This is a genomic window from Kosakonia sp., from assembly GCF_032104925.1.
GTDB lineage: Bacteria > Pseudomonadota > Gammaproteobacteria > Enterobacterales > Enterobacteriaceae > Kosakonia.
The window spans coordinates 26,294-49,381 of sequence record NZ_DAMCGF010000020.1; the positions used below are offsets into that span (position 1 = coordinate 26,294).

Genomic DNA, 23,088 nt, shown 5'->3' on the forward strand with positions numbered 1-23,088 from the left:
GCCGCAGGTAAAAAAAAGCCACCGCAAAAGCGGTGGCGATGAGGTTTGCTGTGTGTCGTCGATTAATAAAAGTCGCAGGCTACTTTCTCTGCCTGCTCCATCCACACCGGTTTATCGCTGGTTTTTGCCCAGACGCGATGCAGATAGCTATAAAAACGTGCGCGGTCTTTCCAGAACAACATTACCGGCAACGCCAGCACACCCGCCAGAACGGCGAAAGCACGTCGCATCAACACAATATGAGCCGGAAACGCTTTGTATGTGTCCATAATTCTCTCCCCTTTGTCAGGCCGGTAAGCAGCACCGGAAAATAATTAGCCCCCACTGAAAGTCACTAACGTAAAAACCAGGGCGGCACTGAAATCTGGTTAAAATAGTACCGTTTTGTTTGTAATTTTACTACTCATCCGACCACTATTTTTTGTCAATTTAGGCTTTATTTACATTGAGCCGGTAAATAAGTTACAAAATAGTTAAATTAATACTAACCATCAGTTAAATTGTGGATTATTTGATAAACAGGGCTGCCCGGGGAAAGGGGCAACGCGCATTCACACCACTCCCCCGGCTCATTCCGCGCGATTTTTATATTTTTTTTACACCTCGCCCGCCGATTTTTGCGAAATCTTTGCGTCGAAAATTCTACTTTTTCTGCACATCGTTAAATCACCCCGGAGGTGGATTGTGAGTGCAGGCGTAGTAATCGGCATCGTGCTGGTTTTCCTGTTATTGGGCTATCTGGTTTATGCCCTGATCAACGCGGAGGCTTTCTGATGGCCGCTCAGGCGTTTCTTCTGATTGCCAGCTTTCTGCTGGTATTGTTTATCCTCGCGCGCCCGCTCGGTTCGCTGCTGGCGAAAATGATCGCCGGGCAGCCGCTGCCCGGCGTGCGCGGTGTGGAAAACCTCCTCTGGCGCGGGCTTGGTATCGATACCCGTGAAATGAACTGGCGGCACTATTTACTGGCGATTTTGTGGCTGAACATCTTCGGCCTGGTGCTGCTGTTTGCGATGCTGATGTTGCAAGGTATTCTGCCGCTCAACCCACAAAATCTGCCGGGGCTTTCCTGGCATCTGGCGCTGAACACCGCCGTCAGCTTTATCTCTAACACCAACTGGCAGGCGTACTCCGGGGAGAGCACCCTGAGCTATTTCAGCCAGATGGCGGGACTGACGGTACAAAACTTCTTATCCGCCGCAACGGGCATTGCTGTGGTCTTTGCGCTGATCCGCGCTTTTTCACGTCGCAGTATGGAGACGCTCGGTAACGCCTGGGTTGATATCACGCGCATTACCCTGTGGCTGTTGCTGCCTATCGCACTGCTGATTGCGCTGTTTTTTATTCAGCAAGGGGCGCTGCAAAACTTTTCGCCGTACCAGGCTTATACCTCGCTGGAAGGTGTGCAACACCTGATGCCGATGGGGCCTGTTGCGTCGCAAGAAGCGATAAAAATGCTCGGCACCAACGGTGGCGGCTTCTTTAACGCTAACTCGTCGCATCCGTTTGAAAACCCTACAGCCTTAACCAATTTTGTGCAGATGCTGGCGATCTTCCTGATCCCGGCGGCGCTGTGCTTCGCTTTTGGCGATGCGGTCGGCGATCGCCGCCAGGGACACATGTTGCTGTGGGCAATGTCGATTATTTTCGTCATCTGTGCCGGGATTGTGATGTGGGCGGAGTTGCAGGGTAACCCGCACTTCCTGACGCTCGGCGGCGACAGCGCCATCAATATGGAAGGGAAAGAGAGCCGTTTCGGCATTCTGGCCAGCAGCTTGTACGCCGTGGTCACCACCGCGGCCTCTTGCGGCGCGGTCAACGCCATGCACGACTCGTTTACCGCGCTTGGCGGCATGATCCCGATGTGGCTGATGCAGATTGGCGAAGTGGTGTTCGGCGGCGTGGGTTCGGGTCTGTACGGCATGCTGCTGTTTGTACTGCTGGCGGTGTTTATCGCCGGGCTGATGATTGGCCGCACACCTGAATTCCTCGGCAAGAAAATCGATGTGCGTGAAATGAAAATGACCGCGCTGGCGATCCTCGTCACCCCGGCTCTGGTGCTGATTGGCACCGCGCTGGCGATGATGACCGACGCCGGTCGCAGCGGCATGTTCAACCCCGGTATTCACGGCTTTAGCGAAGTGCTGTACGCCGTCTCATCTGCCGCCAATAACAACGGCAGCGCCTTTGCGGGCTTAAGCGCCAATACGCCATTCTGGAACTGTTTGCTGGCGTTCTGCATGTTCTTTGGCCGCTTTGGTGTGATTGTGCCGGTGATGGCGATTGCCGGTTCGCTGGTGGCGAAGAAAATTCAACCGACCAGCTCCGGCACGCTGCCAACGCATGGCGCTCTGTTTATCGGCCTGCTGATCGGCACCGTGTTACTGGTCGGCGCTTTAACCTTTATTCCAGCCCTGGCGCTTGGCCCGGTGGCGGAATACCTGCAATTTTAAGAGTGGCGGAGACGCGTTATATGAGTCGTAAACAACTGGCGCTTTTCGAACCGAATCTTGTTCGCCAGGCGCTGATGGATTCCGTGACCAAGTTAAGCCCGCATGTGCAGTGGCGTAACCCGGTAATGTTTATTGTCTGGATTGGCAGCGTGTTAACTACCCTGCTGGCGCTGGCAATGGCGACCGGTCATCTCGACGGCAGCGCGTGGTTCACCGGCGCGATCAGCGTGTGGCTGTGGGTGACGGTTCTGTTCGCCAACTTCGCCGAAGCGCTGGCCGAAGGCCGCAGTAAAGCACAGGCCAACAGCCTGAAAGGGGTGAAAAAGACCGCCTTTGCCCGCAAACTTCGCGCCCCGCAGCATGACGCGCAAATCGACCACATTCCGGCGGAAGATCTGCGCAAAGGCGACATCGTGCTGGTGGAAGCAGGCGACATTATCCCCTGCGATGGCGAAGTGATCGAAGGCGGCGCGTCGGTGGATGAGAGCGCGATCACCGGGGAATCCGCACCGGTGATTCGTGAGTCCGGCGGCGATTTCGCCTCAGTAACCGGCGGTACGCGTATTCTCTCTGACTGGCTGGTGATCCAGTGCAGCGTTAACCCTGGTGAAACCTTCCTCGATCGCATGATCGCGATGGTGGAAGGCGCGCAGCGGCGTAAAACGCCGAACGAAATCGCGCTGACCATTTTGCTGGTGGCGCTGACGATTGTGTTCCTGCTGGCAACGGCAACGCTGTGGCCCTTCTCCGTGTACGGCGGCACGCCGGTGAGTGTCACCGTGCTGGTTGCCCTGCTGGTATGTCTCATCCCAACCACTATCGGCGGACTGCTTTCCGCGATTGGTGTCGCGGGGATGAGCCGCATGCTGGGGGCAAACGTGATTGCCACCAGCGGTCGCGCGGTGGAAGCGGCGGGCGATGTCGATGTGTTATTGCTGGATAAAACCGGCACCATCACGCTGGGTAACCGCCAGGCGTCAGACTTCCTGCCCTCCCGGGGCGTGGATGAAAAAACGCTGGCCGATGCCGCGCAGCTCTCCTCGCTGGCGGACGAAACGCCGGAAGGCCGCAGTATTGTTATTCTGGCGAAACAGCGCTTTAACCTGCGCGAGCGCGACATGCAGAGTCTGCAAGCGACTTTTGTGCCGTTCACCGCGCAAACCCGGATGAGCGGGATTAACGTGCAGGACCGGATGATCCGCAAAGGTTCCGTCGATGCTATTCGCCGCCATATCGAAGCAAATGGCGGTCAGTTCCCGGCTGATGTCGAAGCGCTGGTCGAACGCGTGGCGCGCCAGGGAGCAACGCCGCTGGTGGTTGCCGAAGGGGCAAAAGTGCTGGGCGTGATTGCGCTAAAAGATATCGTCAAAGGCGGTATTAAAGAGCGTTTTGCCCAGTTACGCAAAATGGGTATTAAAACGGTGATGATCACCGGTGATAACCGCCTGACCGCCGCCGCGATTGCCGCTGAAGCGGGTGTCGACGATTTTCTGGCCGAAGCGACACCGGAAGCCAAACTGGCGCTGATCCGCCAGTATCAGGCAGAAGGCCGGCTGGTAGCGATGACCGGCGATGGCACCAACGACGCCCCCGCGCTGGCGCAGGCGGATGTGGCGGTCGCGATGAACTCCGGTACGCAGGCGGCGAAAGAAGCGGGCAACATGGTGGATTTGGATTCCAACCCCACCAAGCTGATTGAAGTGGTGCATATCGGCAAACAGATGCTGATGACGCGTGGTTCGCTGACCACCTTCAGTATCGCTAACGATGTGGCGAAGTACTTCGCCATTATCCCGGCAGCGTTCGCGGCGACCTATCCGCAACTGAATATGCTCAACGTGATGCATCTGCACTCCCCGGCGTCGGCGATTTTGAGTGCCGTTATTTTTAACGCGCTGGTGATTGTGTTTCTGATCCCGCTGGCATTGAAAGGGGTGAGCTACAAACCGCTGACCGCCTCTGCCATGCTGCGTCGCAACCTGTGGATCTACGGGCTGGGCGGTTTGATCGTGCCGTTTATTGGCATCAAAGCGATCGACCTTATTCTCACGCTGTTCGGCCTGGTGTAAGAGGAAGATAAAAATGGCTTTATTACGTCCCGCATTTCTGCTTTTGATACTCTTTACCCTGATTACCGGCGGGCTTTATCCGCTGCTGACTACCGCGCTGGGGCAGTGGTGGTTTCACGATCAGGCCAACGGCTCACTTATTCGTGAAGGCGACAATGTGCGTGGCTCTCGCCTGTTAGGCCAGGATTTTACCCAGCCGGGATATTTTCATGGTCGCCCTTCCGCCACGGCGGACGCGCCTTATAATCCTATGGCGTCCGGCGGCAGTAACCTGGCGGGTAGCAACCCGGAGCTGGATAAAGAAGTGGCGCAGCGCGTCGCGCAACTGCGGGCCGACAACCCGCAAGCGGATACGCATGTACCGGTAGAACTCATTACCTCCTCGGCCAGCGGCCTTGATGGTCAGTTATCTCCGCAGGCCGCGGAATGGCAGATACCGCGGGTGGCGCAGGCGCGCAACCTGCCGGTGCAGGTGGTGGCGAAACTGGTGGCGCAGCACACGTCAACGCCGCTGGTGAATTTTATCGGCCAACCGGTGGTGAATGTGGTGGAACTTAATCTGGCGCTGGATGCGCTCAAGGACAAATAAAGCATGACTGATGAGCCTTTGCGCCCCAATCCCGACCGCCTGCTGGAGCATGCCGCCACCGCGCACCGGGGCAAGCTAAAAGTCTTTTTCGGCGCCTGCGCCGGGGTGGGGAAAACCTTTGCGATGCTGCAGGAAGCACAGCGACTGCGGGCACAAGGGCTGGATATTCTGATTGGCGTCGTGGAAACCCATGGTCGAAAAGAGACCGCCGCGCTGCTGGAGGGGCTGGCAACGCAGCCCGCCCGGCGTATTCACCATCGCGGACGCTTAATTCAGGAGTTTGATCTGGACGCCGCCCTTGCGCGGCGTCCGGCGCTTATTTTGATGGACGAGCTGGCACACAGTAACGCGCCCGGCTCGCGCCACCCGAAACGCTGGCAGGATGTCGAAGAGCTGCTGGAAGCGGGAATTGATGTTTTTACCACCGTCAACGTTCAGCACCTCGAAAGCCTGAACGACGTGGTCAGCGGCGTGACCGGGATTCAGGTGCGCGAAACGGTGCCGGACCCCTTCTTTGACAGCGCCGATGAAGTGGTGCTGGTGGATTTACCGCCGGATGACCTGCGCCAGCGTCTGCACGAAGGCAAAGTCTATATTGGCGGTCAGGCGGAACGCGCGATTGAGCACTTCTTCCGTAAAGGCAACCTGATTGCCCTGCGCGAACTGGCGCTGCGCCGCACAGCCGATCGGGTGGATGACCAAATGCGCGCCTGGCGTGACCGCCAGGGCGAAGAAAAAGTCTGGCACACGCGCGATGCGATTTTGCTTTGCGTAGGCCACGGCGCAGGCAATGAGAAGCTGATCCGCACTGCCGCACGCCTGGCGGCCAAGCTCGGCAGCGCCTGGCATGCGGTGTATGTCGAAACCCCAACATTGCATAAACTGCCGGAGCCGCAGCGGCGGGCGATTTTAAGTTCGCTGCGTCTGGCGCAGGAGCTGGGCGCAGAAACCGCCACCCTTTCCGATCCGGCGGAAGACCGCGCCATTTTGCGTTACGCGCGCGAACATAATCTCGGCAAAATTCTGATTGGCAGACGCAACAAACGCCACTGGTGGAGCCGGGAATCCTTTGCCGACAGGCTCGCCAGGCGCGCGCCGGATCTCGACCTGGTGATTATCGCGCTGGAAGATGCGCCGACTCCCCTGCCCGCCCGCGCCGGGGATATTCGCCCGTTTATGGATCGCTTTCGCGTGCAGCTTAAAGGCTGTCTCGTCGCGCTTGCGCTTTGCGCCGCCATTACCCTGATAGCTATGCAGTGGCTGACGGCATTTGATGCCGCCAACCTGGTGATGATCTATCTGCTTGGCGTGGTGCTGGTGGCGCTGTTTTTTGGCCGCTGGCCCTCCGCTTTCGCCACGGTAATTAACGTTGTCAGCTTCGATCTCTTTTTCATTGCCCCGCGCGGCACGCTGGCGGTGTCCGATGTGCAGTACCTGCTGACCTTTGGCGTAATGCTGACGGTAGGCCTGGTGATAGGCAACCTGACGGCCGGTGTTCGTTACCAGGCGCGCGTGGCGCGCTACCGGGAGCAGCGCACCCGTCATCTGTATGAGATGTCAAAAGCGCTGGCGGTTGGACGTAGCAATCAGGATATCGCCGCGACCAGCGAAACCTTTATCCACTCCACGTTTAATGCGCGCAGCAAACTGCTGTTGCCGGACAGCCACGGCCAGCTGGCGGCTGTGACGCAGACGCACGGCATGACGCCGTGGGATGACGCCATCGCCCGCTGGAGCTTTGATAAAGGCCAGCCTGCCGGTGCAGGCACCGATACGCTGCCCGGCGTGCCGTATCAAATTTTGCCGCTAAAAAGCGATCAAAAAACCCATGGCTTGTTGATTGTTGAACCGGCGAATCTGCGCCAGTTAATGATCCCGGAACAGCAGCGCCTGCTGGAAACCTTCACCCTGCTGGTCGCCAGCGCGCTGGAGCGCCAGGCATTAGCCACCAGCGAAGAGCAGGCGCGGCTTGCCAGCGAGCGCGAAAGTATTCGCAACTCGCTGCTGGCGGCGCTGTCTCACGATCTGCGCACGCCGCTGACCGTGCTGTTTGGTCAGGCGGAGATCCTCACACTGGATCTGGCGAGCGAAGGTTCAGCACATGCGCCGCAAGCTAACGAAATCCGCCAGCATGTGCTGAACACCACGCGGCTGGTGAATAATTTGCTGGATATGGCGCGTATCCAGTCTGGCGGCTTTAACCTGAAAAAAGAGTGGCTGACTCTTGAAGAGGTGATTGGTAGTGCGTTGCGAACGCTGGAGCCAGGGCTTGGCGGCCAGCATATTGCGCTCGACCTGCCCGATCCGCTGATGCTGGTGCATGTTGACGGCCCGTTGTTTGAGCGCGTGTTGATTAATCTGCTGGAAAATGCGGTGAAATATGCCGGGCATCGCGCCGAAATCGGCATTACCGCGCACAGCACGCCGGATCAGTTAACGCTGGATGTGTGGGATAACGGGCCGGGGATCCCAGCAGGTCAGGAAGCGGCGATTTTCGATAAATTTGCCCGCGGAACCAAAGAGTCTGCCATTCCCGGCGTTGGGCTGGGGCTGGCGATTTGCCAGGCGATTGTTGAGGTGCATGGCGGCACTATCGCTGCCCGCAACCGTCCGCAAGGCGGCGCGCTGTTTTGTGTTACACTTCCACGGGAAACACCGCCGCAACTGGATGAATTACCTGAGGATCTGTGATCAACGTTCTGATTGTTGAAGATGAACAAGCTATCCGCCGTTTTCTGCGCACCGCGCTGGAAGCCGAAGGGCTGCGCGTGCATGAAGCAGAAACACTTCAGCGCGGGTTAATTGAAGCCGCCACCCGCAAGCCAGATCTGGTGATCCTTGATTTAGGGTTACCGGACGGTGACGGGCTCGATTTTATTCGTGATCTGCGCCAGTGGAGCAAAATGCCGGTGATTGTGCTCTCTGCGCGTACCGAAGAGAGCGACAAGATCGCCGCGCTGGATGCGGGTGCCGACGATTATCTCAGCAAGCCGTTTGGCATTGGCGAATTGCAGGCGCGCCTGCGCGTCGCGCTGCGCCGCCATGCCGCAGCCACACCTGATGAGCCGGTGGTCACTTTTTCAGATATCCGCGTCGATCTGGCTAACCGCCGCATTCAGCGCGGAGAGGAAGAACTTCATCTCACGCCGATTGAGTTTCGTCTGCTGGCGGTGCTGCTCAATAACCACGGGAAAGTCCTGACGCAGCGCCAGCTGCTTAGCCAGGTCTGGGGTCCTAACGCCGTGGAACACAGCCATTACCTGCGCATTTATATGGGACATTTGCGGCAAAAGCTGGAGGTCGATCCGGCGCGCCCTCGCCATTTACTGACGGAAACAGGTATCGGCTACCGGTTTATGCTCTGACGGCGTATCCTTCTGATTTTTGGGAGGGGAATCATGAGTGCCTGGTTAATTTATGCCTTGTTGTCGGCGCTGACCGCCGCGCTGGTCGCCATTTTCGGCAAAATCGGTTTACAACATCTGGATGCCAATACCGCCACCGCCATCCGTGCGGTGGTGATGGCGATTTTTCTGGTTGGCGTGGTGGTGGTTCAGGGCAAGCTGTCGCTGATTTCGACGGTATTCGCCGATAAAAAAGCGTTGCTGTTTGTGGTGCTAAGCGGCGTAGCCGGTGCGCTGTCGTGGCTGTTCTATTTTATGGCGATCAAAACCGGGAATGTGTCGCGCGTGGCGCCGATTGATAAGCTCAGCGTGGTATTTGCGGTGATTCTGGCGGTGGTGCTGTTTGGCGAGAAAGTTTCTCTCATTTCTGGCGCGGGTGTGGCGTTGATTACCGCCGGTGCGCTGATGGTGGCGCTGGGGTAAAGGCTGACAGGCAGTAAAAAGGCTCCCGGAGGAGCCTTTTCTTATCAGCGCTTAGGCGTTTTTCAGCACTTCGCTGACAATCTCTACCGCTTCTTTTTCGATCTGCTTACGGTGTTCAGCACCGAGGAAGCTTTCACAGTAGATTTTGTAGGCGTCTTCGGTGCCTGACGGACGCGCGGCGAACCAGCCGTTGTCGGTCATCACTTTCAGCCCGCCAATGGATGCGCCGTTGCCCGGTGCCGCAGTAAGACGCGCGGTAATCGGATCGCCTGCGAGGGTGCTGGCGCTAACCATTTCCGGAGAAAGCTTAGATAGTGCCGCTTTCTGTGCGGAAGAGGCAGAAGCCTGCAAACGGTTGTAGCTCGGCGCACCGAAACGTTCTGCCAGCTCATCGTAGTGCTGCTGCGGGTTTTTCCCGGTGACGGCGGTGATTTCCGCAGCCAGCAGGCACATGATGATGCCGTCTTTATCCGTTGACCACGGGGTGCCGTCGAAACGCAGGAAAGAAGCACCCGCGCTCTCTTCGCCACCGAAGCCGAAGCTGCCATCGTGCAGACCATCAACAAACCATTTAAAGCCGACCGGGACTTCCACCAGCTTACGACCCAGGTCATTCACCACGCGGTCGATCATCGCCGAGGAAACCAGCGTTTTACCAACGGCAACGTCTTTGCCCCACTGCGGACGGTGCTGGAACAGGTAGTTGATCGCCACCGCCAGGTAGTGGTTCGGGTTCATCAGGCCAGCCGGAGTAACAATGCCGTGACGGTCGTAGTCCGGATCGTTGGCGAAGGCCAGATCGAACTTGTCACGCAGCGCCAGCAAGCCCGCCATGGCACACTCGGAGGAGCAATCCATACGGATAACGCCATCTTTATCGAGATGCATGAAGCGGAACGTCTGATCGACCTGATCGTTAACAATGGTCAAATCCAGCTTGTAGTGCTCAGCAATACGTTTCCAGTACTCGATACCGGAGCCGCCCAGCGGGTCAACACCCAGTTTCAGGCCCGCTTTCTGGATAGCCGCCATATCGACGATATCCGCCAGCCCTTCAATAAACGGCTGTACCAGATCTTTTTCCGTCACATGACCAGACGCCAGCGCGGCATCAAGCGTAATGCGTTTTACGCCTTTCAGGCCATCTGCCAGCAGTGCGTTAGCGCGATCTTCCACCACTTTGGTGACGTTGGTATCAGCCGGGCCACCATTGGGTGGGTTGTATTTGATACCACCATCTTCCGGTGGGTTATGCGACGGCGTAATAACGATACCGTCCGCCTGCGCGCCGCCGTTTTTGTTGTGAACCAGGATAGCGTTTGAGATGGCAGGCGTCGGCGTGAAGCCGTTATTTTCCTGCACGATAATGTCCACACCGTTGGCTGCCAGCACTTCCAGCACAGAGATAAACGCCGGTTCAGACAGCGCGTGGGTATCTTTACCCACATAGCACGGGCCGGTAATACCGTTTTTCGCACGCTCTTCGGCGATAGCCTGAGCGATGGCAAGGATATGCTGCTCGTTGAAGCTGTGGCGACCTGCGCTGCCACGGTGGCCGGAGGTTCCGAACTTCACCGCATGTTCTGAATTTCCGACTTCCGGTTTCAGCACGTAATACTGCGCAGTAAGCTGCGCGACGTTGATTAAATCGCCCTGTTGTGCAGGTTGACCCGCACGCGGATGGTTAGCCATTGCCTGGTCCTTTCAATGCAAGGATTAAATTGTGCCGCAAACTTTTTCAATCAATTCCGCGGGGAACTGCATTGATTGCATGATGTGCTCGATCATGCTGCATTTACGACCCGTATTGGTATTAGTGATGACCCAGTAAGGGGTGTTCGGCACCTGTTTCGGCTTGGTTTGATTGCCGTTTTGCAAAAGCGTTTGCTCGTTCGCGGCAAAGTATACGCGGGTGCGCCCATGCAGAGACTCGGTGGATTCCGTAAACCCTTTTTCATCCAGTAAGTAGAGTGTAGACAGCACCAGCAGGAAACGATTGACCGCCTTTTTCTGCTCGGCATATTCATCAGACAGAAGCAGCTCGCGAACGGCACGGACTTTGTCTTTGGCGGTGTTGGTCGGTTTACTTCCTTCAACGGTGCTGACAGTACGCGTCTCTTTTACCGGCGCGAGGGAAGCGGCAGGCTGTGATGATTGAGGTACGGCGGAAAATTTTAACATACGCCGTAAAATGTCGGATGCGCTCTCGCCAATGTGCTTCGTGTGGCTGGCAATATAACTGTAGAGCTCATCATCAACTTCGATCGTTTTCATCTTAATCCAGTGCGATATCTTATCTGAATACAAGTGTTGGGATTATAAAGTGAAATCTCAACAGCGGATAGCGTCAAACCAGGATGGCGGCAAAACTAAGAGTAATTCTTAACCTTGCGGCCGGGCGGCAGAATGTTCAACATAATAACCTAACCCGAATGAGTGAAAAAAAGAACTTTGCCATGAAATTGAATACGCGCGCGCAAACTGCGCAACATCCGCACAACAATTCTCCGATCGTCCTTGTCCACGGTCTTTTTGGTAGCCTCGATAACCTTGGCGTGCTCGCCCGTGAGCTGGTTCAGGATCATGATGTGTTGCAAGTGGATATGCGTAACCACGGTCTTTCAGAACGCGCTTCAGAAATGAACTACCCGGCCATGGCGCAGGATCTGCTGGATACGCTGGATGCCCATCAGCTCGACAAAGCGACCTTTATTGGCCACTCCATGGGCGGTAAAGCGGTGATGGCGTTAACAGCGCTTGCGCCGGAGCGTATTGATCAACTGGTGGCGATTGATATTGCACCAGTGAATTACCAGGTGCGCCGCCATGACGAAATTTTTGCCGCCATCAATGCGGTGAGCGATGCCGGGGCATCCACTCGCCAGCAAGCCGCGGCCCTGATGCGCGAACATATAAATGAAGAAGGTGTCATTCAGTTCCTGCTGAAATCCTTTGTCGACGGCGCATGGCGTTTCAATGTGCCGGTGTTATGGGATCAATACCCGCATATTGTCGGCTGGGAAACGATTCCTGCATGGCATAAACCGGCCCTGTTTGTTCGCGGGGGAAACTCCCCTTACGTCACTGAAGCCTACCGTGACGCGCTGCTGGCGCAGTTCCCGCAGGCGCGAGCACATGTGATTACAGGTGCAGGTCATTGGGTACATGCCGAGAAACCCGATGCGGTTTTGCGCGCTATCCGTCGCTATCTCGCTGAAAAGACAAATTGATTAAAAAGGCGGCGACTGGTCGTTTCAACGCGCCCGGTCGTTGGCGTGTCCGTTGTGCTGATGTATGATGGCGCGCTATTCAGCCCGGGCGCGCCGCCCGATTGCTTGTTTTTCCCGTAGTATGCTTAGACCATGGCTAAAGAACAAACGGACCGTACGACACTAGATCTGTTCGCGAATGAGCGTCGCCCGGGACGGCCGAAGACAAACCCGCTCTCGCGCGATGAACAGTTGCGCATCAATAAACGCAATCAGCTAAAACGCGATAAAGTTCGTGGGCTTAAGCGTGTCGAATTAAAACTCAACGTGGAAGCCGTCGATGCGTTAAACGAGCTGGCAGAAGCGCGAGATATGAGCCGTAGCGAGCTTATCGAAGAGATGCTGCTGGCGCAGCTGAAAGCTTTGCGCGGCTAGCGAATCCTCCGAAACATCATCGAAATAACACTTTCATGTGTCATACAGTGCAGTCCGACGCGATAGCAGTTTCCGCGTGCTTCCCTGTTCTGCTATGATTGCCCTTATCTGTGGGCGTAGCGCCACCACCATACTCATTAAGTTTCAAGAGGTTATTTTACTCATGGCAATTACAGGCATTTTCTTCGGCAGCGACACCGGTAACACCGAAAACATCGCGAAAATGATTCAGAGTCAGCTTGGTAAAGACGTTGCCGACGTACATGACATTGCCAAGAGCAGCAAAGAAGATATCGAAGGGTATGACATTCTGTTGCTCGGCATCCCTACCTGGTACTATGGTGAAGCGCAGTGCGACTGGGATGACTTTTTCCCGACGCTGGAAGAGATCGACTTTAACGGTAAATTAGTTGCGCTGTTCGGCTGTGGCGACCAGGAAGATTACGCGGAATACTTCTGCGATGCACTGGGCACCATTCGCGATATCATCGAACCGCGCGGCGCGACCATCGTTGGCCACTGGCCGACCGCGGGCTACCATTTTGAAGCCTCTAAAGGTCTCGCGGATGACGACCACTTCGTTGGCCTGGCGATTGACGAAGACCGTCAACCTGAGATGACCTCAGAACGCGTACAGAAATGGGTAAAACAGGTTCGTGAAGAGCTGCACCTGGACGATATCATTAACGCCTGATTTTCTACGGCGTAATCTGTGGGTTACGCCGTATTAATAGATAAAAGCAATGGAAATAATTGCTACAAATTTTTAACTTTTTTCTCCATCGCTGTACAATGAGCCCTGCTAAACTGGGTGCCGTCGCAAAGGACTTTGCTGGCGACACCACGTTTTATAAGCTTACTTTACTTGAGGGCTTGCAGTTTTCATCCAGCCATGGCAGTTCTATAATGAGACGCATTACCCCAGGTGCATTCCTTATAACTTCCGCTAAGGAAGTGAATCGTATAGCAACAGGACAGATTCCGCATGACTGACAACAATACCGCATTAAAGAAGGCCGGCCTGAAAGTCACGCTTCCTCGGTTAAAAATCCTTGAAGTGCTTCAGGAACCGGATAACCATCATGTCAGTGCGGAAGATTTATACAAACGACTGATCGACATGGGCGAAGAGATCGGGCTGGCAACGGTTTACCGTGTACTAAACCAGTTTGACGACGCCGGGATTGTGACCCGTCATAACTTCGAAGGCGGCAAGTCCGTTTTTGAACTGACTCAGCAACATCACCACGATCACCTGATCTGCCTCGATTGCGGCAAGGTGATTGAATTCAGTGATGACTCCATTGAAGCGCGTCAGCGTGAAATTGCCGCGAAACACGGCATTCGTCTGACTAACCACAGTCTTTACCTTTACGGCCACTGCGCCGAAGGTGACTGCCGCGAAGATGAACACGCGCACGACGCGAAATAACTGCTTTTGAAACCTAAAAAGCCAGCCTGACGGTTGGCTTTTTTTTGCCTGCAACATCGGCAATAAAAGAAAAAACCCGGCAAGCTCGCGCCACCGGGTTTAATCGCTGCATCACATTACGCTTTTACGCTATCGACACGGCTAAAGCGTTTACCGTCCGGGCTGGCGGTGCGCACCTGCACTTCCCCGCTCACCTGCGGACGCGCTTTATCGTCGTAGCGCTGCCAGTTTTTGCCGCCGTCGGTTGAGAACTCAACCACCATGCCAGGGAAGCTGGTATTGGCTTCAAGTTTTCCACCGACCACGCGCGCGCCCGGTACTGGCAGGCGGTAATGAACCCCGGCCTTATCCAGTTTCGCCAGTTCGCGATGACCTAACAGGTTCGCAAAGCGTTGCCAGTCACGTTCCAGCGCTTTCACATCCACCAGATGTGTCACGCCGCCTTTGTATTCACGTCCGGCTTTGTAATCCTGCTCCCAGCCCGCACGATGCCATGCGCGTTCAGCCACCGAAACCATACGTGGATAGATCATGTACTCCATCTGGTTATCGGTGCGCACCACTTCGCTCCACAGCTGCGCGGAAAGGCCATACGCGCCCGGCCACGGTTTATCGGACTTCGCGCTAAACGGGTTGCCATCGCGATCGAGCGAGGTTTCCGCGTTCTGCGGCATGTTGTCCGGGGCGAAGCTGAAAATCTTACGTTCATCGCTAAAACGCGTGCCCCAGTAATAGCCGCTTTCCGCCGGGTTGACCTCATTCGGGAAGTCGAGATACACGTAATCAGGATTGGAGACGACAACACGGAAACCTTTATTCGCCCAGTCGTTCACCGAATCAAAACCGCCCCAGTAGAGCGTATCCCAGAAGTTAACATTGACATGATCGGTGGCGAACACCGACGCGTCTTTGGCATCTTTCAAACCGTCCTGCCACGCCTGCATAGTATCAATGCCGTGCGCTTTCACCAGCTTGCTGACTTCCACGCCGAAATAGCTGGAGAGATGTTCAACATCGGCTACTTTGCCCTCTTTGATCATCGCCTGGCAGGCTTGCGATTTCGCCCATGGCTTATCCTGATTGCTCTGATCGATAATGCCTTTGCCCGCTTCCGGTTTTTTCTGATCCGTATACCCTGCGCCCAGATAGATATTTTTCGCTTCGTCACCGCCAAAATGCCAGGTATTCAGCGGCAGCCCGGCTTCTTTATGCATTTGCTGGATTTCGCCAATCACTTTGTCCACAAAGTTACGCGACGAATCAAGGCACGGATTGAGATAGCCGGTACGGTTATAGAACTGCACACCGCTGGTGTTCGAGGTGTCTGTCGGATCCAGCAGACGATATTGATTCGCCTCTTTCTCTTTGCCCGCTTTCATCAGGCGCTCATAACGCGCTTCCATCGATATCACCGCTGCACGCGCATGAGCTGGCATATCGATTTCCGGGATCACCTCAATCTGTCGCGCTTTGGCGTATTTGAGGATCTCGATGTAATCCGCACGGCTAAAGTGGCCGCTGCCGTTGTTGTTACTGTCCGGCCCGGAGCCCAGCTGTGGCAACAGGCACGTTTTCTCACTCAAATCATGACAACGTTTGCTGCCGATATCGGTCAGTTCCGGCAAGCCGGGGATCTCAATACGCCAGCCTTCATCATCCGTAAGATGGAAATGGAATTTGTTGAGTTTGTACGCCGACATCTGATCCAACAGACGCAGCACCGCCGCTTTGCTGTGGAAGTTGCGACCGACATCCAACTGAATGCCGCGATAGTCAAAACGCGGCGCATCTTTCGCTTCAAGCGCGGCAATCTTCATCTCGCCCGTAGCAGGAACAAGCGACAGCAGCGATTGCAGACCGTAGAACACGCCCGCCTGATCGTAGCCGGTCACCACGGTTTCCTTCGTGCCAATGTGCAGACGGTACGCGCCAGAAACCGCCTCATCGCCGCTAAAGACGTTGCTGGCAATTTCAGTCCGCAGCGGATAACTGCCCTCTTTCACCCCCAGCAATGCAAAACGCGATTTCACTGCATCCTGTGCATCGGCACTGAGCGCTGAGAGATCCAGCTTCACGCCCTTACTCAGGTCGACATCCTGCCCGTGGATGTTAACGTGCTGCGGTGTTGGCACAATCTGACCACGTAGCGATGCGAGGTTTAGCGTTTTCACATCACTATTTTTCTCAAAACGCGCCTCAGCAGTCATCAGGATATTTTTGTCGTCCGGCGTGCGTTTCCACTGATTATCAAGCGGTGTAACGAAGCGGGATAAATCTTCCGTGTCCGTATTGGCAATGACTTTCGCCGTCGCGCCGTCGGCGGTGACGTACCAGCGCGGCAACACATCGGTGATAAACAACTGCCAGTATTCATTGATAATCGGGATCTCTATCGCCTGCCTGGCCGGGAAACCGGTGAATTTGTCGGTCGGTTCCAGCTTATGCAGGTCGCCCATAATGTGGGTCACTTTGAACTGATCGTTTGCTACCTCCAGCACCGGGCGAATGCTGTGAAAATAGATGGCCCACGCTTTGTCGGTTACCGCGTCGCCATTATTGGTCAGCGTGATCACCGCTTTGTTGCAGGAGGCCCAATCGGCGCCGAGCTTCGCGCAGTCAACGCCGTGTTGCGCGGCGAAATTATCTTTCACCGCATAGTTAAGATGAAACTGGCTGATAGCATCCACGGTACTCTGATTCGCCAGCGCCGCAGTGCTGCCCAGCATCGCCAGTACGGCACTGGCGAGCATACTTAAACGAACTGTTTTCATTACGTATTCCTTGTAGTTTGCCGGGCCGAACCCGGCATGCGCTCATCAGAAAATGGTAAACGGTGCGATAACCATAAACTTCACATCGCGCTCATCCTGGAAGATGTTGCCATAACCGCCGCTGTAGCTCGGGATGTCGGAATGGTTGTCGTACTGGGTGAAGTGCAATTTAAACATCGTGCCTTTCGCACGCCCTTCCTGCAGGGTGTAAATCGCATCGAGGCTGTAAGAAGACTCTTTCAGGCGGTAGTTCGGATCGTAATAGGCATCTGGCGTTGCCATATCTGCGGGTTTCGCATCCCAGGCGTAAGCGTAAGACGCGCCCACCGTCCAGCCCGGCAGGTTCCAGTTTTTCAGGTCGTACATCGCACCGAAGAACACCGCTTTTTCGCCGTTGGCGTTAAAGTCAGAGCGGTTATCCCACCAGATATCCAGCCGACCGTTGGATGAAGCGTAAGTCGGCGTCATACGTTGCAGGAAGTAGCCCTGCTGACCATCCGCTTTTACCCACGTTCCTTCCAGACGCAGATCGACCTGCCCCACTTTGTAGCCAAATGTCAGCGCCTGCAGCCACGCCGTGCCGTCATAAATATCGTTTACGCCGCCATTGCTGACTTTGTCGCGTGTGCCGTAGAACTGGTAACTGGTGCTCAGCGGGCTGCCCGCGATATCGAATTTGTAGCTGGCTTTTGCGAAATATTGATCGACATACCCCTGAGCCTGACCAAACGCAGCTTCCAGGATCAGATCGTTTTTAAAGTCATATTTCGCGCCAACCGAATGCAGGTAATCAACTTTGGTCTTTTTATCGTTTTGATAGAACTTGTCCATCTCGATATGCCACGGCGATTTGTACTCGTTGGTCCACATATAGGAGAAACTCAACGCCCCGGCATCGCCGTAGTCAAAATTCGCCCCGGCTTCAGCGCCCTGATAAGTGCCTGGCATAAAGCTCCAGTGCGGCGCTAACAGTGTCTGGCCGGTTGGCTGGATGTAACCCGCGCGCGCCCATACCGGGCCATATTTAAATTTCGCCGCGGCTTTATACAGGCTGACCCCGCTCTTATCACCTGACCAGTCTTCTTTGTAGGCTTTATTGCTGGAGGAGAAAGCGATTTCGTTAGGATGCGCGCTGTCACCGTTTTCCGCCATCTCGATGGCGGTGAAGGCAGCAATATCCAGACCAAACATATCGGCGGCGTAACCGGACTGGAAATCCAGGTTCGCGTTCCATGTTGAGTGGGAAAGGTTGGTTTTGTATTTATCTTCCAGAACATCTTTGCGGTCACGTTCACGCTGCCAGTAATAGATACCGCCGGTGAGCGTGGAATCATCGATAAAGCCTGCTGCATGAGCCTGTGGAGAGACAACCCAGCCCGACATTGCTGTGACACCGGCGATTGCCAGCGCCAGCGTACTACGTTTGCCACTAAACGTACGCATGAGTGATTCCTTCTAGACGTATTAAAAAATCGCCGGAGATGACGAAAAAAGGTCAAATAGTTTAGGTAGTTACGAAAACCCCCGAATTCACTACCGACTTAAGACTATTTTTCGCGACGCGAATTATCAATGTTTTTTAGCGGCAAAATGACAGGATTATGACGAAGAGCACATATTCCGTAGTGTTTTGAAACATGTTACATAAAACAGGAAAACAACCAATAAAAACCGGAAAAACAAAGAGATTAATACTAATTGATAGCGATTACACATTAGAATCGACTTTTAAAACCACAAAAATGCTTTCCATCTGTTCAGTAAAAGCATCAATGAGAAGACACATTAATTCGCGTCGCGAATGTATATAAAGTGTAACAAGCTAATGGATAAGCAAAAAAAAGCGCCGCTGAAAGCGGCGCTTTAACCCAATTGTTTCTGATTGACTTACTCAGTCGCCGATTTTCGCCCAGGTATCGCGCAGACCCACTGTGCGGTTGAACACCGGTTTGGAAGCGGTTGCATGACGGCTATCGAGGCAGAAATAGCCTTCACGTTCGAACTGGTAAGCTTTGCCCGCCTCTGCTTCTTTCAATGACGGTTCGGCGTAGCCTTGCTTAATAACCAGCGATTCCGGGTTGATGGTCGACAGGAAATCTTCGGCCGCCCCCGGATTCGGGATGCTGAACAGACGATCGTAAAGGCGGATTTCGACCGGCAGCGCATGCTGTGCGCTCACCCAGTGAATAACCCCTTTCACTTTGCGACCATCGGCCGGATCTTTGCTCAGCGTGTCCGCATCGTAAGAACAGAAAATAGTGGTGATGTTGCCATCGGCATCTTTCTCCACGCGTTCTGCTTTGATGACATAAGCGTTACGCAGACGAACCTCTTTGCCCAGTACCAGACGTTTGTACTGTTTGTTGGCTTCTTCGCGGAAATCTGCGCGATCGATCCAGATTTCACCGCTAAACGGCACGTCACGTGTGCCCATTTCCGGCTTATTCGGATGGTTCGGCATACTAACGATTTCGCTGCTGCCCTGCGGGTAATTTTCGATAACCAGCTTCACCGGATCGATAACCGCCATTGCACGCGGAGCGTTTTCATTCAGATCTTCACGGATGCAGGACTCCAGAGAAGCCATCTCAATGGTGTTGTCCTGTTTGGTGACGCCGATACGTTTGCAGAATTCGCGGATAGAGCCTGCGGTGTAACCACGGCGGCGCAGACCGGAGATGGTCGGCATACGCGGATCGTCCCAGCCTTCAACATGCTTGTCAGTGACCAGCAGGTTCAGCTTGCGCTTGGACATCACAGTGTATTCCAGATTCAGGCGCGAAAATTCGTACTGGCGCGGGTGAACCGGAATGGTGATGTTATCCAGCACCCAGTCATACAGACGGCGGTTATCCTGGAATTCCAGCGTACACAGTGAATGAGTAATGCCTTCCAGCGCATCACTGATGCAGTGGGTAAAGTCGTACATCGGGTAGATGCACCACTTGTTACCGGTCTGGTGATGTTCGGCGAATTTAATGCGATACAGCACCGGATCGCGCATCACGATAAACGGCGACGCCATATCGATCTTCGCACGCAGGCACGCTTTACCCTCTTCGAAGCCACCCGCGCGCATTTTTTCAAACAACGCCAGGTTCTCTTCCACGCTGCGATCGCGATACGGGCTGTTCTTACCCGGTGCCGTCAATGTACCGCGATATTCGCGGATCTCATCAGCGGAGAGCTCGTCAACGTAGGCCAGGCCTTTGTTGATAAGCTCGATCGCGTATTCGTACAGCTTGTCGAAATAATCCGAGGAGTAGCAGATATCGCCAGACCAGTGAAAGCCCAACCATTGCACGTCGTTCTTAATAGATTCAACGTATTCGATGTCTTCTTTTGCAGGGTTTGTGTCATCGAAACGCAGGTTGCACTGCCCCTGGTAATCCTGGGCGATACCAAAGTTCAGGCAGATCGATTTCGCGTGGCCAATGTGCAAATAACCATTTGGCTCAGGCGGAAAACGGGTATGGACGGTAGTGTGCTTACCACTGGCCAGATCTTCATCAATGATCTGGCGAATAAAGTTAGTCGGGCGGGCTTCTGCCTCACTCATCACAGGTTCCTCAAGGCGTAAACAACGTATAACGGCATATGATCTAATAAGAGGACGCAGGAAACAACCTTTACTTATACAAATCACTGATGCCCGGAAGAAAGGTATTCAGCTACGTCCTGCGCTTGTCGGCAGCGTAAATCTTGCGTGGTCGGTTTAAGGATGACCGGGCTCGCTATCTCATCGCCCTCGCCGTTTTGCGGAACATAACCCGGCGCTTCAATACACCAGCCCCACGAGTAGAAATTCGTCCCGTGCAAAAAGAAAATCATATTTTCCCACTGGGATTTTTTCTCCACGTCGATATGCCCTTGCCGATCGGCTCGAAACGCTTCCGGCGGCGGATAGTACCCCGGCGGTGAACGCCCGGTGCTGACCCACATCATTGCCGTTGAGATCGGTTCCCCGGCCGGATTACGCACATCCACTTCATAGTGTGGACGCAGCGTGGCGTAACGTGGAATACAGCCGCTTAACGTCAGTGCGATAAAGAACGCGCTAATTATCCTTTTCATATCATCCCCTTGATAAAAGCGACATCAGTATGGCACTGATTAAATGCAAGGCAAAAAAAAGCGGCGGAGGATATTCCCCCGCCGCTTAAGGCATGAAAGCTTACTCAGGAGCTATTAGCCTTTAATTTCATACAGCGGAGTCTGACCAGCAACCACCGCGCCCTGCGCCTTGATAACCAGACCGCTAAAGTCGTCGATATTGCTGACCACCACCGGGCTAATCATTGAACGGGCATTCGCGTTGAGGTATTCCAGATCCATTTCGAGGATCGGCTGCCCCGCTACCACTTCCGCACCTTCTTCAACCAGGCGAGTAAAGCCCTGGCCGCCCAGCGCCACGGTATCAATGCCCATATGGACAACGATTTCCGCACCTTTCTCGGTTTCCAGGCAGAAGGCATGGTTAGTGTTGAAGATTTTCACAATGGTGCCCGCAGCCGGAGAAACCACGGTTTTATCCGTCGGTTTCACTGCCACGCCATCACCCACGGCTTTGCTGGCAAAGGCTTCATCCGGCACTTGATCCAGCGCCACCAGTTCACCGGTTACAGGCGATACCAACTCAGCGATGGTTGTCGCGTTCGGTACCGCCTGCGGCTTTACCGATGCCGCCTGAGCCGCTGCCGGAGCAGCACTGCCTGCAGCCGGGACATCACCTGCCGTTCTCATCGCGTCGGCAATTTTTTCCGCCACGAAACCAACAATAATCTGCACGCCGGTTTTGTTCAGGCGAATAACGCCTGAGGCGCCAAGACGTTTCGCCATGGATTCGTTCACCAGCGAAGAGTCTTTCACCGTTAAACGCAGGCGAGTAATGCAGGCGTCAATACCGGTCAGGTTAGAAGACCCCCCAATCGCGGCGATATACTGACGCGCCAGGCCACTCACATCCTGCTCGGTGTTACCGCTGACATTCATATCCTGACCATCCGCTTCGTCGCCGGAAACAGCCAGTTCGCGACCCGGAGTCAGCATGTTGAACTTGGTGATAGCGAAACGGAAAACCACGTAATAGATAACGAAGAACACCAGACCTTGCGGGATCAGCATCCACCACTGGGTCGCCAGCGGGTTACGCGAGGAGAGCACCATATCCACCAGACCGGCGCTGAAGCCGAAACCGGCAATCCAGTGCATGCTCGCGGCGATAAATACGGAGATCCCAGTCAGCACTGCATGGATCACATACAGTACCGGCGCAACGAACATAAAGGAGAATTCCAGCGGTTCAGTGATACCGGTAAAGAACGAGGCAAACGCACCCGCCATCATGATACCCAGAACTTTGGCTTTATTTTCCGGACGTGCGCAGTGGTAAATCGCCAGCGCCGCGCCCGGCAGGCCGAACATCATGATCGGGAAGAAACCTGCCTGGTAACGGCCAGTGATACCGACCACCGCTTTACCGGCTTCAATAGACTGCGCGCCACCAAGGAAGTTAGGAATATCGTTAATACCTGCTACGTCAAACCAGAACACGGAGTTGAGCGCGTGGTGCAAACCGACCGGAATTAACAGGCGGTTAAAGAAGGCGTAAACGCCAGCGCCAACGGAGCCGAGTTTCTGAATGCTCTCACCAAATTCCACCAGACCGCTAAACACGACCGGCCAGATATACATCATGATGAAAGCAACAACGATCATCACAAACGAGGTGAGGATCGGCACCAGACGGCGACCGCTAAAGAAGGAGAGCGCTTTCGGCAGCTCAACGCTGCTAAAGCGGTTATAGAGTTCAGCGGCAATAATCCCCACCAGAATACCGACGAACTGGTTTTTGATTTTGCCAAACGCGGCGGGAACTTGATCCGCAGGGATTTTTTGGATCATTGCCACTGCTGCCGGTGAACAGAGCGTGGTCAGAACCAGGAAGCCGACAAAGCCAGCCAGCGCCGCAGCACCATCTTTGTCTTTTGACATACCGTAAGCGACCCCCACCGCGAACAGCACGCCCATGTTATCGATAATGGCGGAGCCGGACTGGATGAAAAACGCCGCCAGTGCGTTTTGCCCCCCCCAGCCAACCGGGTCAATCCAGTACCCGACACCCATCAGAATTGCCGCCGCAGGCAGCGTGGCGACAGGCACCATTAGCGCACGGCCGATCTTTTGCAGATAACCTAGAATACTCACTTTTATTCCCCCTATGAACCCGATGAGAGCTCACTGAAACAGTCGTTTTTTATTGTGTCACTAACCCTGAAATCACGGCTATTTTCTCACTACCTGACA

19 protein-coding genes are annotated in these 23,088 nt (G+C 54.7%); 11 read left to right on the plus strand and 8 right to left on the minus strand.

The annotated features are described in order from the left end of the window. Positions 1–62: 62 nt before the first annotated feature. Complete coding sequence (locus tag RT644_RS23335; protein ID WP_017455929.1) at positions 63–269, minus strand: YbfA family protein; 207 nt, start codon at positions 267–269, stop codon at positions 63–65. A gap of 415 nt (positions 270–684) precedes the next feature. Here RT644_RS23335 and kdpF point away from each other — a divergent pair, with 415 nt between their 5' ends. Genes kdpF through RT644_RS23370 form a run of 7 tightly spaced genes read left to right on the plus strand, consistent with a single transcriptional unit; the run spans position 685 to position 8,935 of the window. Then, positions 685–774, plus strand: coding sequence for a K(+)-transporting ATPase subunit F (gene kdpF / locus RT644_RS23340; protein WP_020457044.1), 90 nt, complete (start codon positions 685–687; stop codon positions 772–774). Continuing rightward, complete coding sequence (gene kdpA, locus RT644_RS23345) at positions 774–2,450, plus strand: potassium-transporting ATPase subunit KdpA (protein WP_020457043.1); 1,677 nt, start codon at positions 774–776, stop codon at positions 2,448–2,450. Before kdpF ends, kdpA begins: the two co-directional genes overlap by 1 nt. A 20-nt stretch (positions 2,451–2,470) precedes the next feature. After that, positions 2,471–4,519: a potassium-transporting ATPase subunit KdpB gene (gene kdpB / locus RT644_RS23350; protein WP_313628346.1), complete on the plus strand. Its 2,049-nt coding sequence runs from the start codon at positions 2,471–2,473 to the stop codon at positions 4,517–4,519. Positions 4,520–4,532: 13 nt separating this feature from the next. Further along, a complete protein-coding gene (kdpC, locus tag RT644_RS23355) occupies positions 4,533–5,108 on the plus strand; it encodes a potassium-transporting ATPase subunit KdpC (RefSeq protein WP_097406828.1) in 576 nt (191 codons plus the stop codon). A 3-nt stretch (positions 5,109–5,111) separates the two neighbouring features. Then, positions 5,112–7,799, plus strand: coding sequence for a two-component system sensor histidine kinase KdpD (gene kdpD / locus RT644_RS23360; protein WP_020457040.1), 2,688 nt, complete (start codon positions 5,112–5,114; stop codon positions 7,797–7,799). Further along, complete coding sequence (kdpE, locus tag RT644_RS23365) at positions 7,796–8,473, plus strand: two-component system response regulator KdpE (RefSeq protein ID WP_045509019.1); 678 nt, start codon at positions 7,796–7,798, stop codon at positions 8,471–8,473. The genes kdpD and kdpE overlap by 4 nt, the downstream gene beginning before the upstream one ends. Positions 8,474–8,506: 33 nt before the next feature. Continuing rightward, a complete protein-coding gene (locus RT644_RS23370; RefSeq protein WP_017455922.1) occupies positions 8,507–8,935 on the plus strand; it encodes an EamA family transporter in 429 nt (142 codons plus the stop codon). Positions 8,936–8,986: 51 nt separating this feature from the next. Here the strand turns inward: RT644_RS23370 and pgm are convergent, their stop codons facing one another. Together pgm and seqA are read right to left on the minus strand one after the other, a co-directional pair. After that, a complete protein-coding gene (gene pgm / locus RT644_RS23375) occupies positions 8,987–10,627 on the minus strand; it encodes a phosphoglucomutase (alpha-D-glucose-1,6-bisphosphate-dependent) (protein WP_086871560.1) in 1,641 nt (546 codons plus the stop codon). A 24-nt stretch (positions 10,628–10,651) separates the two neighbouring features. After that, positions 10,652–11,209, minus strand: a complete 558-nt coding sequence (gene seqA, locus RT644_RS23380) for a replication initiation negative regulator SeqA (protein WP_045509016.1) — start codon at positions 11,207–11,209, stop codon at positions 10,652–10,654. Positions 11,210–11,391: 182 nt separating this feature from the next. On the opposite strand from seqA, the gene ybfF reads away from it, so the two are divergent. The 4 genes from ybfF (at position 11,392) to fur (ending at position 14,011) form a co-directional block, all read left to right on the plus strand. Continuing rightward, positions 11,392–12,165 carry an esterase gene (gene ybfF / locus RT644_RS23385; protein ID WP_313628352.1) on the plus strand — a complete coding sequence of 258 codons (774 nt, stop codon included), beginning with the start codon at positions 11,392–11,394 and terminating at the stop codon, positions 12,163–12,165. Positions 12,166–12,297: 132 nt separating this feature from the next. After that, a complete protein-coding gene (gene ybfE / locus RT644_RS23390; RefSeq protein ID WP_017455918.1) occupies positions 12,298–12,579 on the plus strand; it encodes a LexA regulated protein in 282 nt (93 codons plus the stop codon). 163 nt (positions 12,580–12,742) lie between these two features. Next, positions 12,743–13,273, plus strand: coding sequence for a flavodoxin FldA (fldA, locus tag RT644_RS23395; RefSeq protein WP_170956365.1), 531 nt, complete (start codon positions 12,743–12,745; stop codon positions 13,271–13,273). A 291-nt stretch (positions 13,274–13,564) separates the two neighbouring features. Continuing rightward, complete coding sequence (gene fur / locus RT644_RS23400) at positions 13,565–14,011, plus strand: ferric iron uptake transcriptional regulator (RefSeq protein ID WP_007373881.1); 447 nt, start codon at positions 13,565–13,567, stop codon at positions 14,009–14,011. Positions 14,012–14,127: 116 nt separating this feature from the next. Here the strand turns inward: fur and RT644_RS23405 are convergent, their stop codons facing one another. The 5 genes from RT644_RS23405 to nagE all read right to left on the minus strand — a co-directional run bounded on the left by RT644_RS23405 (position 14,128) and on the right by nagE (position 22,989). Continuing rightward, the gene (locus RT644_RS23405) at positions 14,128–16,782 is read right to left on the minus strand and encodes a beta-N-acetylhexosaminidase (protein ID WP_313628354.1); all 2,655 of its coding nucleotides are present in this window, start codon (positions 16,780–16,782) and stop codon (positions 14,128–14,130) included. Between the two features lie 45 nt (positions 16,783–16,827). Next, positions 16,828–18,225, minus strand: a complete 1,398-nt coding sequence (gene chiP / locus RT644_RS23410; RefSeq protein ID WP_020457031.1) for a chitoporin ChiP — start codon at positions 18,223–18,225, stop codon at positions 16,828–16,830. Between the two features lie 448 nt (positions 18,226–18,673). Then, on the minus strand, positions 18,674–20,341 hold the full coding sequence (gene glnS / locus RT644_RS23415) for a glutamine--tRNA ligase (RefSeq protein ID WP_313628356.1): 1,668 nt from the start codon (positions 20,339–20,341) through the stop codon (positions 18,674–18,676). A gap of 83 nt (positions 20,342–20,424) precedes the next feature. Beyond that, entirely contained in the window at positions 20,425–20,856 is a 432-nt protein-coding gene (locus RT644_RS23420) for a membrane lipoprotein lipid attachment site-containing protein (RefSeq protein WP_097407161.1), read from the minus strand. 114 nt (positions 20,857–20,970) lie between these two features. Next, positions 20,971–22,989, minus strand: a complete 2,019-nt coding sequence (gene nagE / locus RT644_RS23425; RefSeq protein ID WP_097407162.1) for an N-acetylglucosamine-specific PTS transporter subunit IIBC — start codon at positions 22,987–22,989, stop codon at positions 20,971–20,973. Between the last annotated feature and the right edge of the window lie 99 nt (positions 22,990–23,088).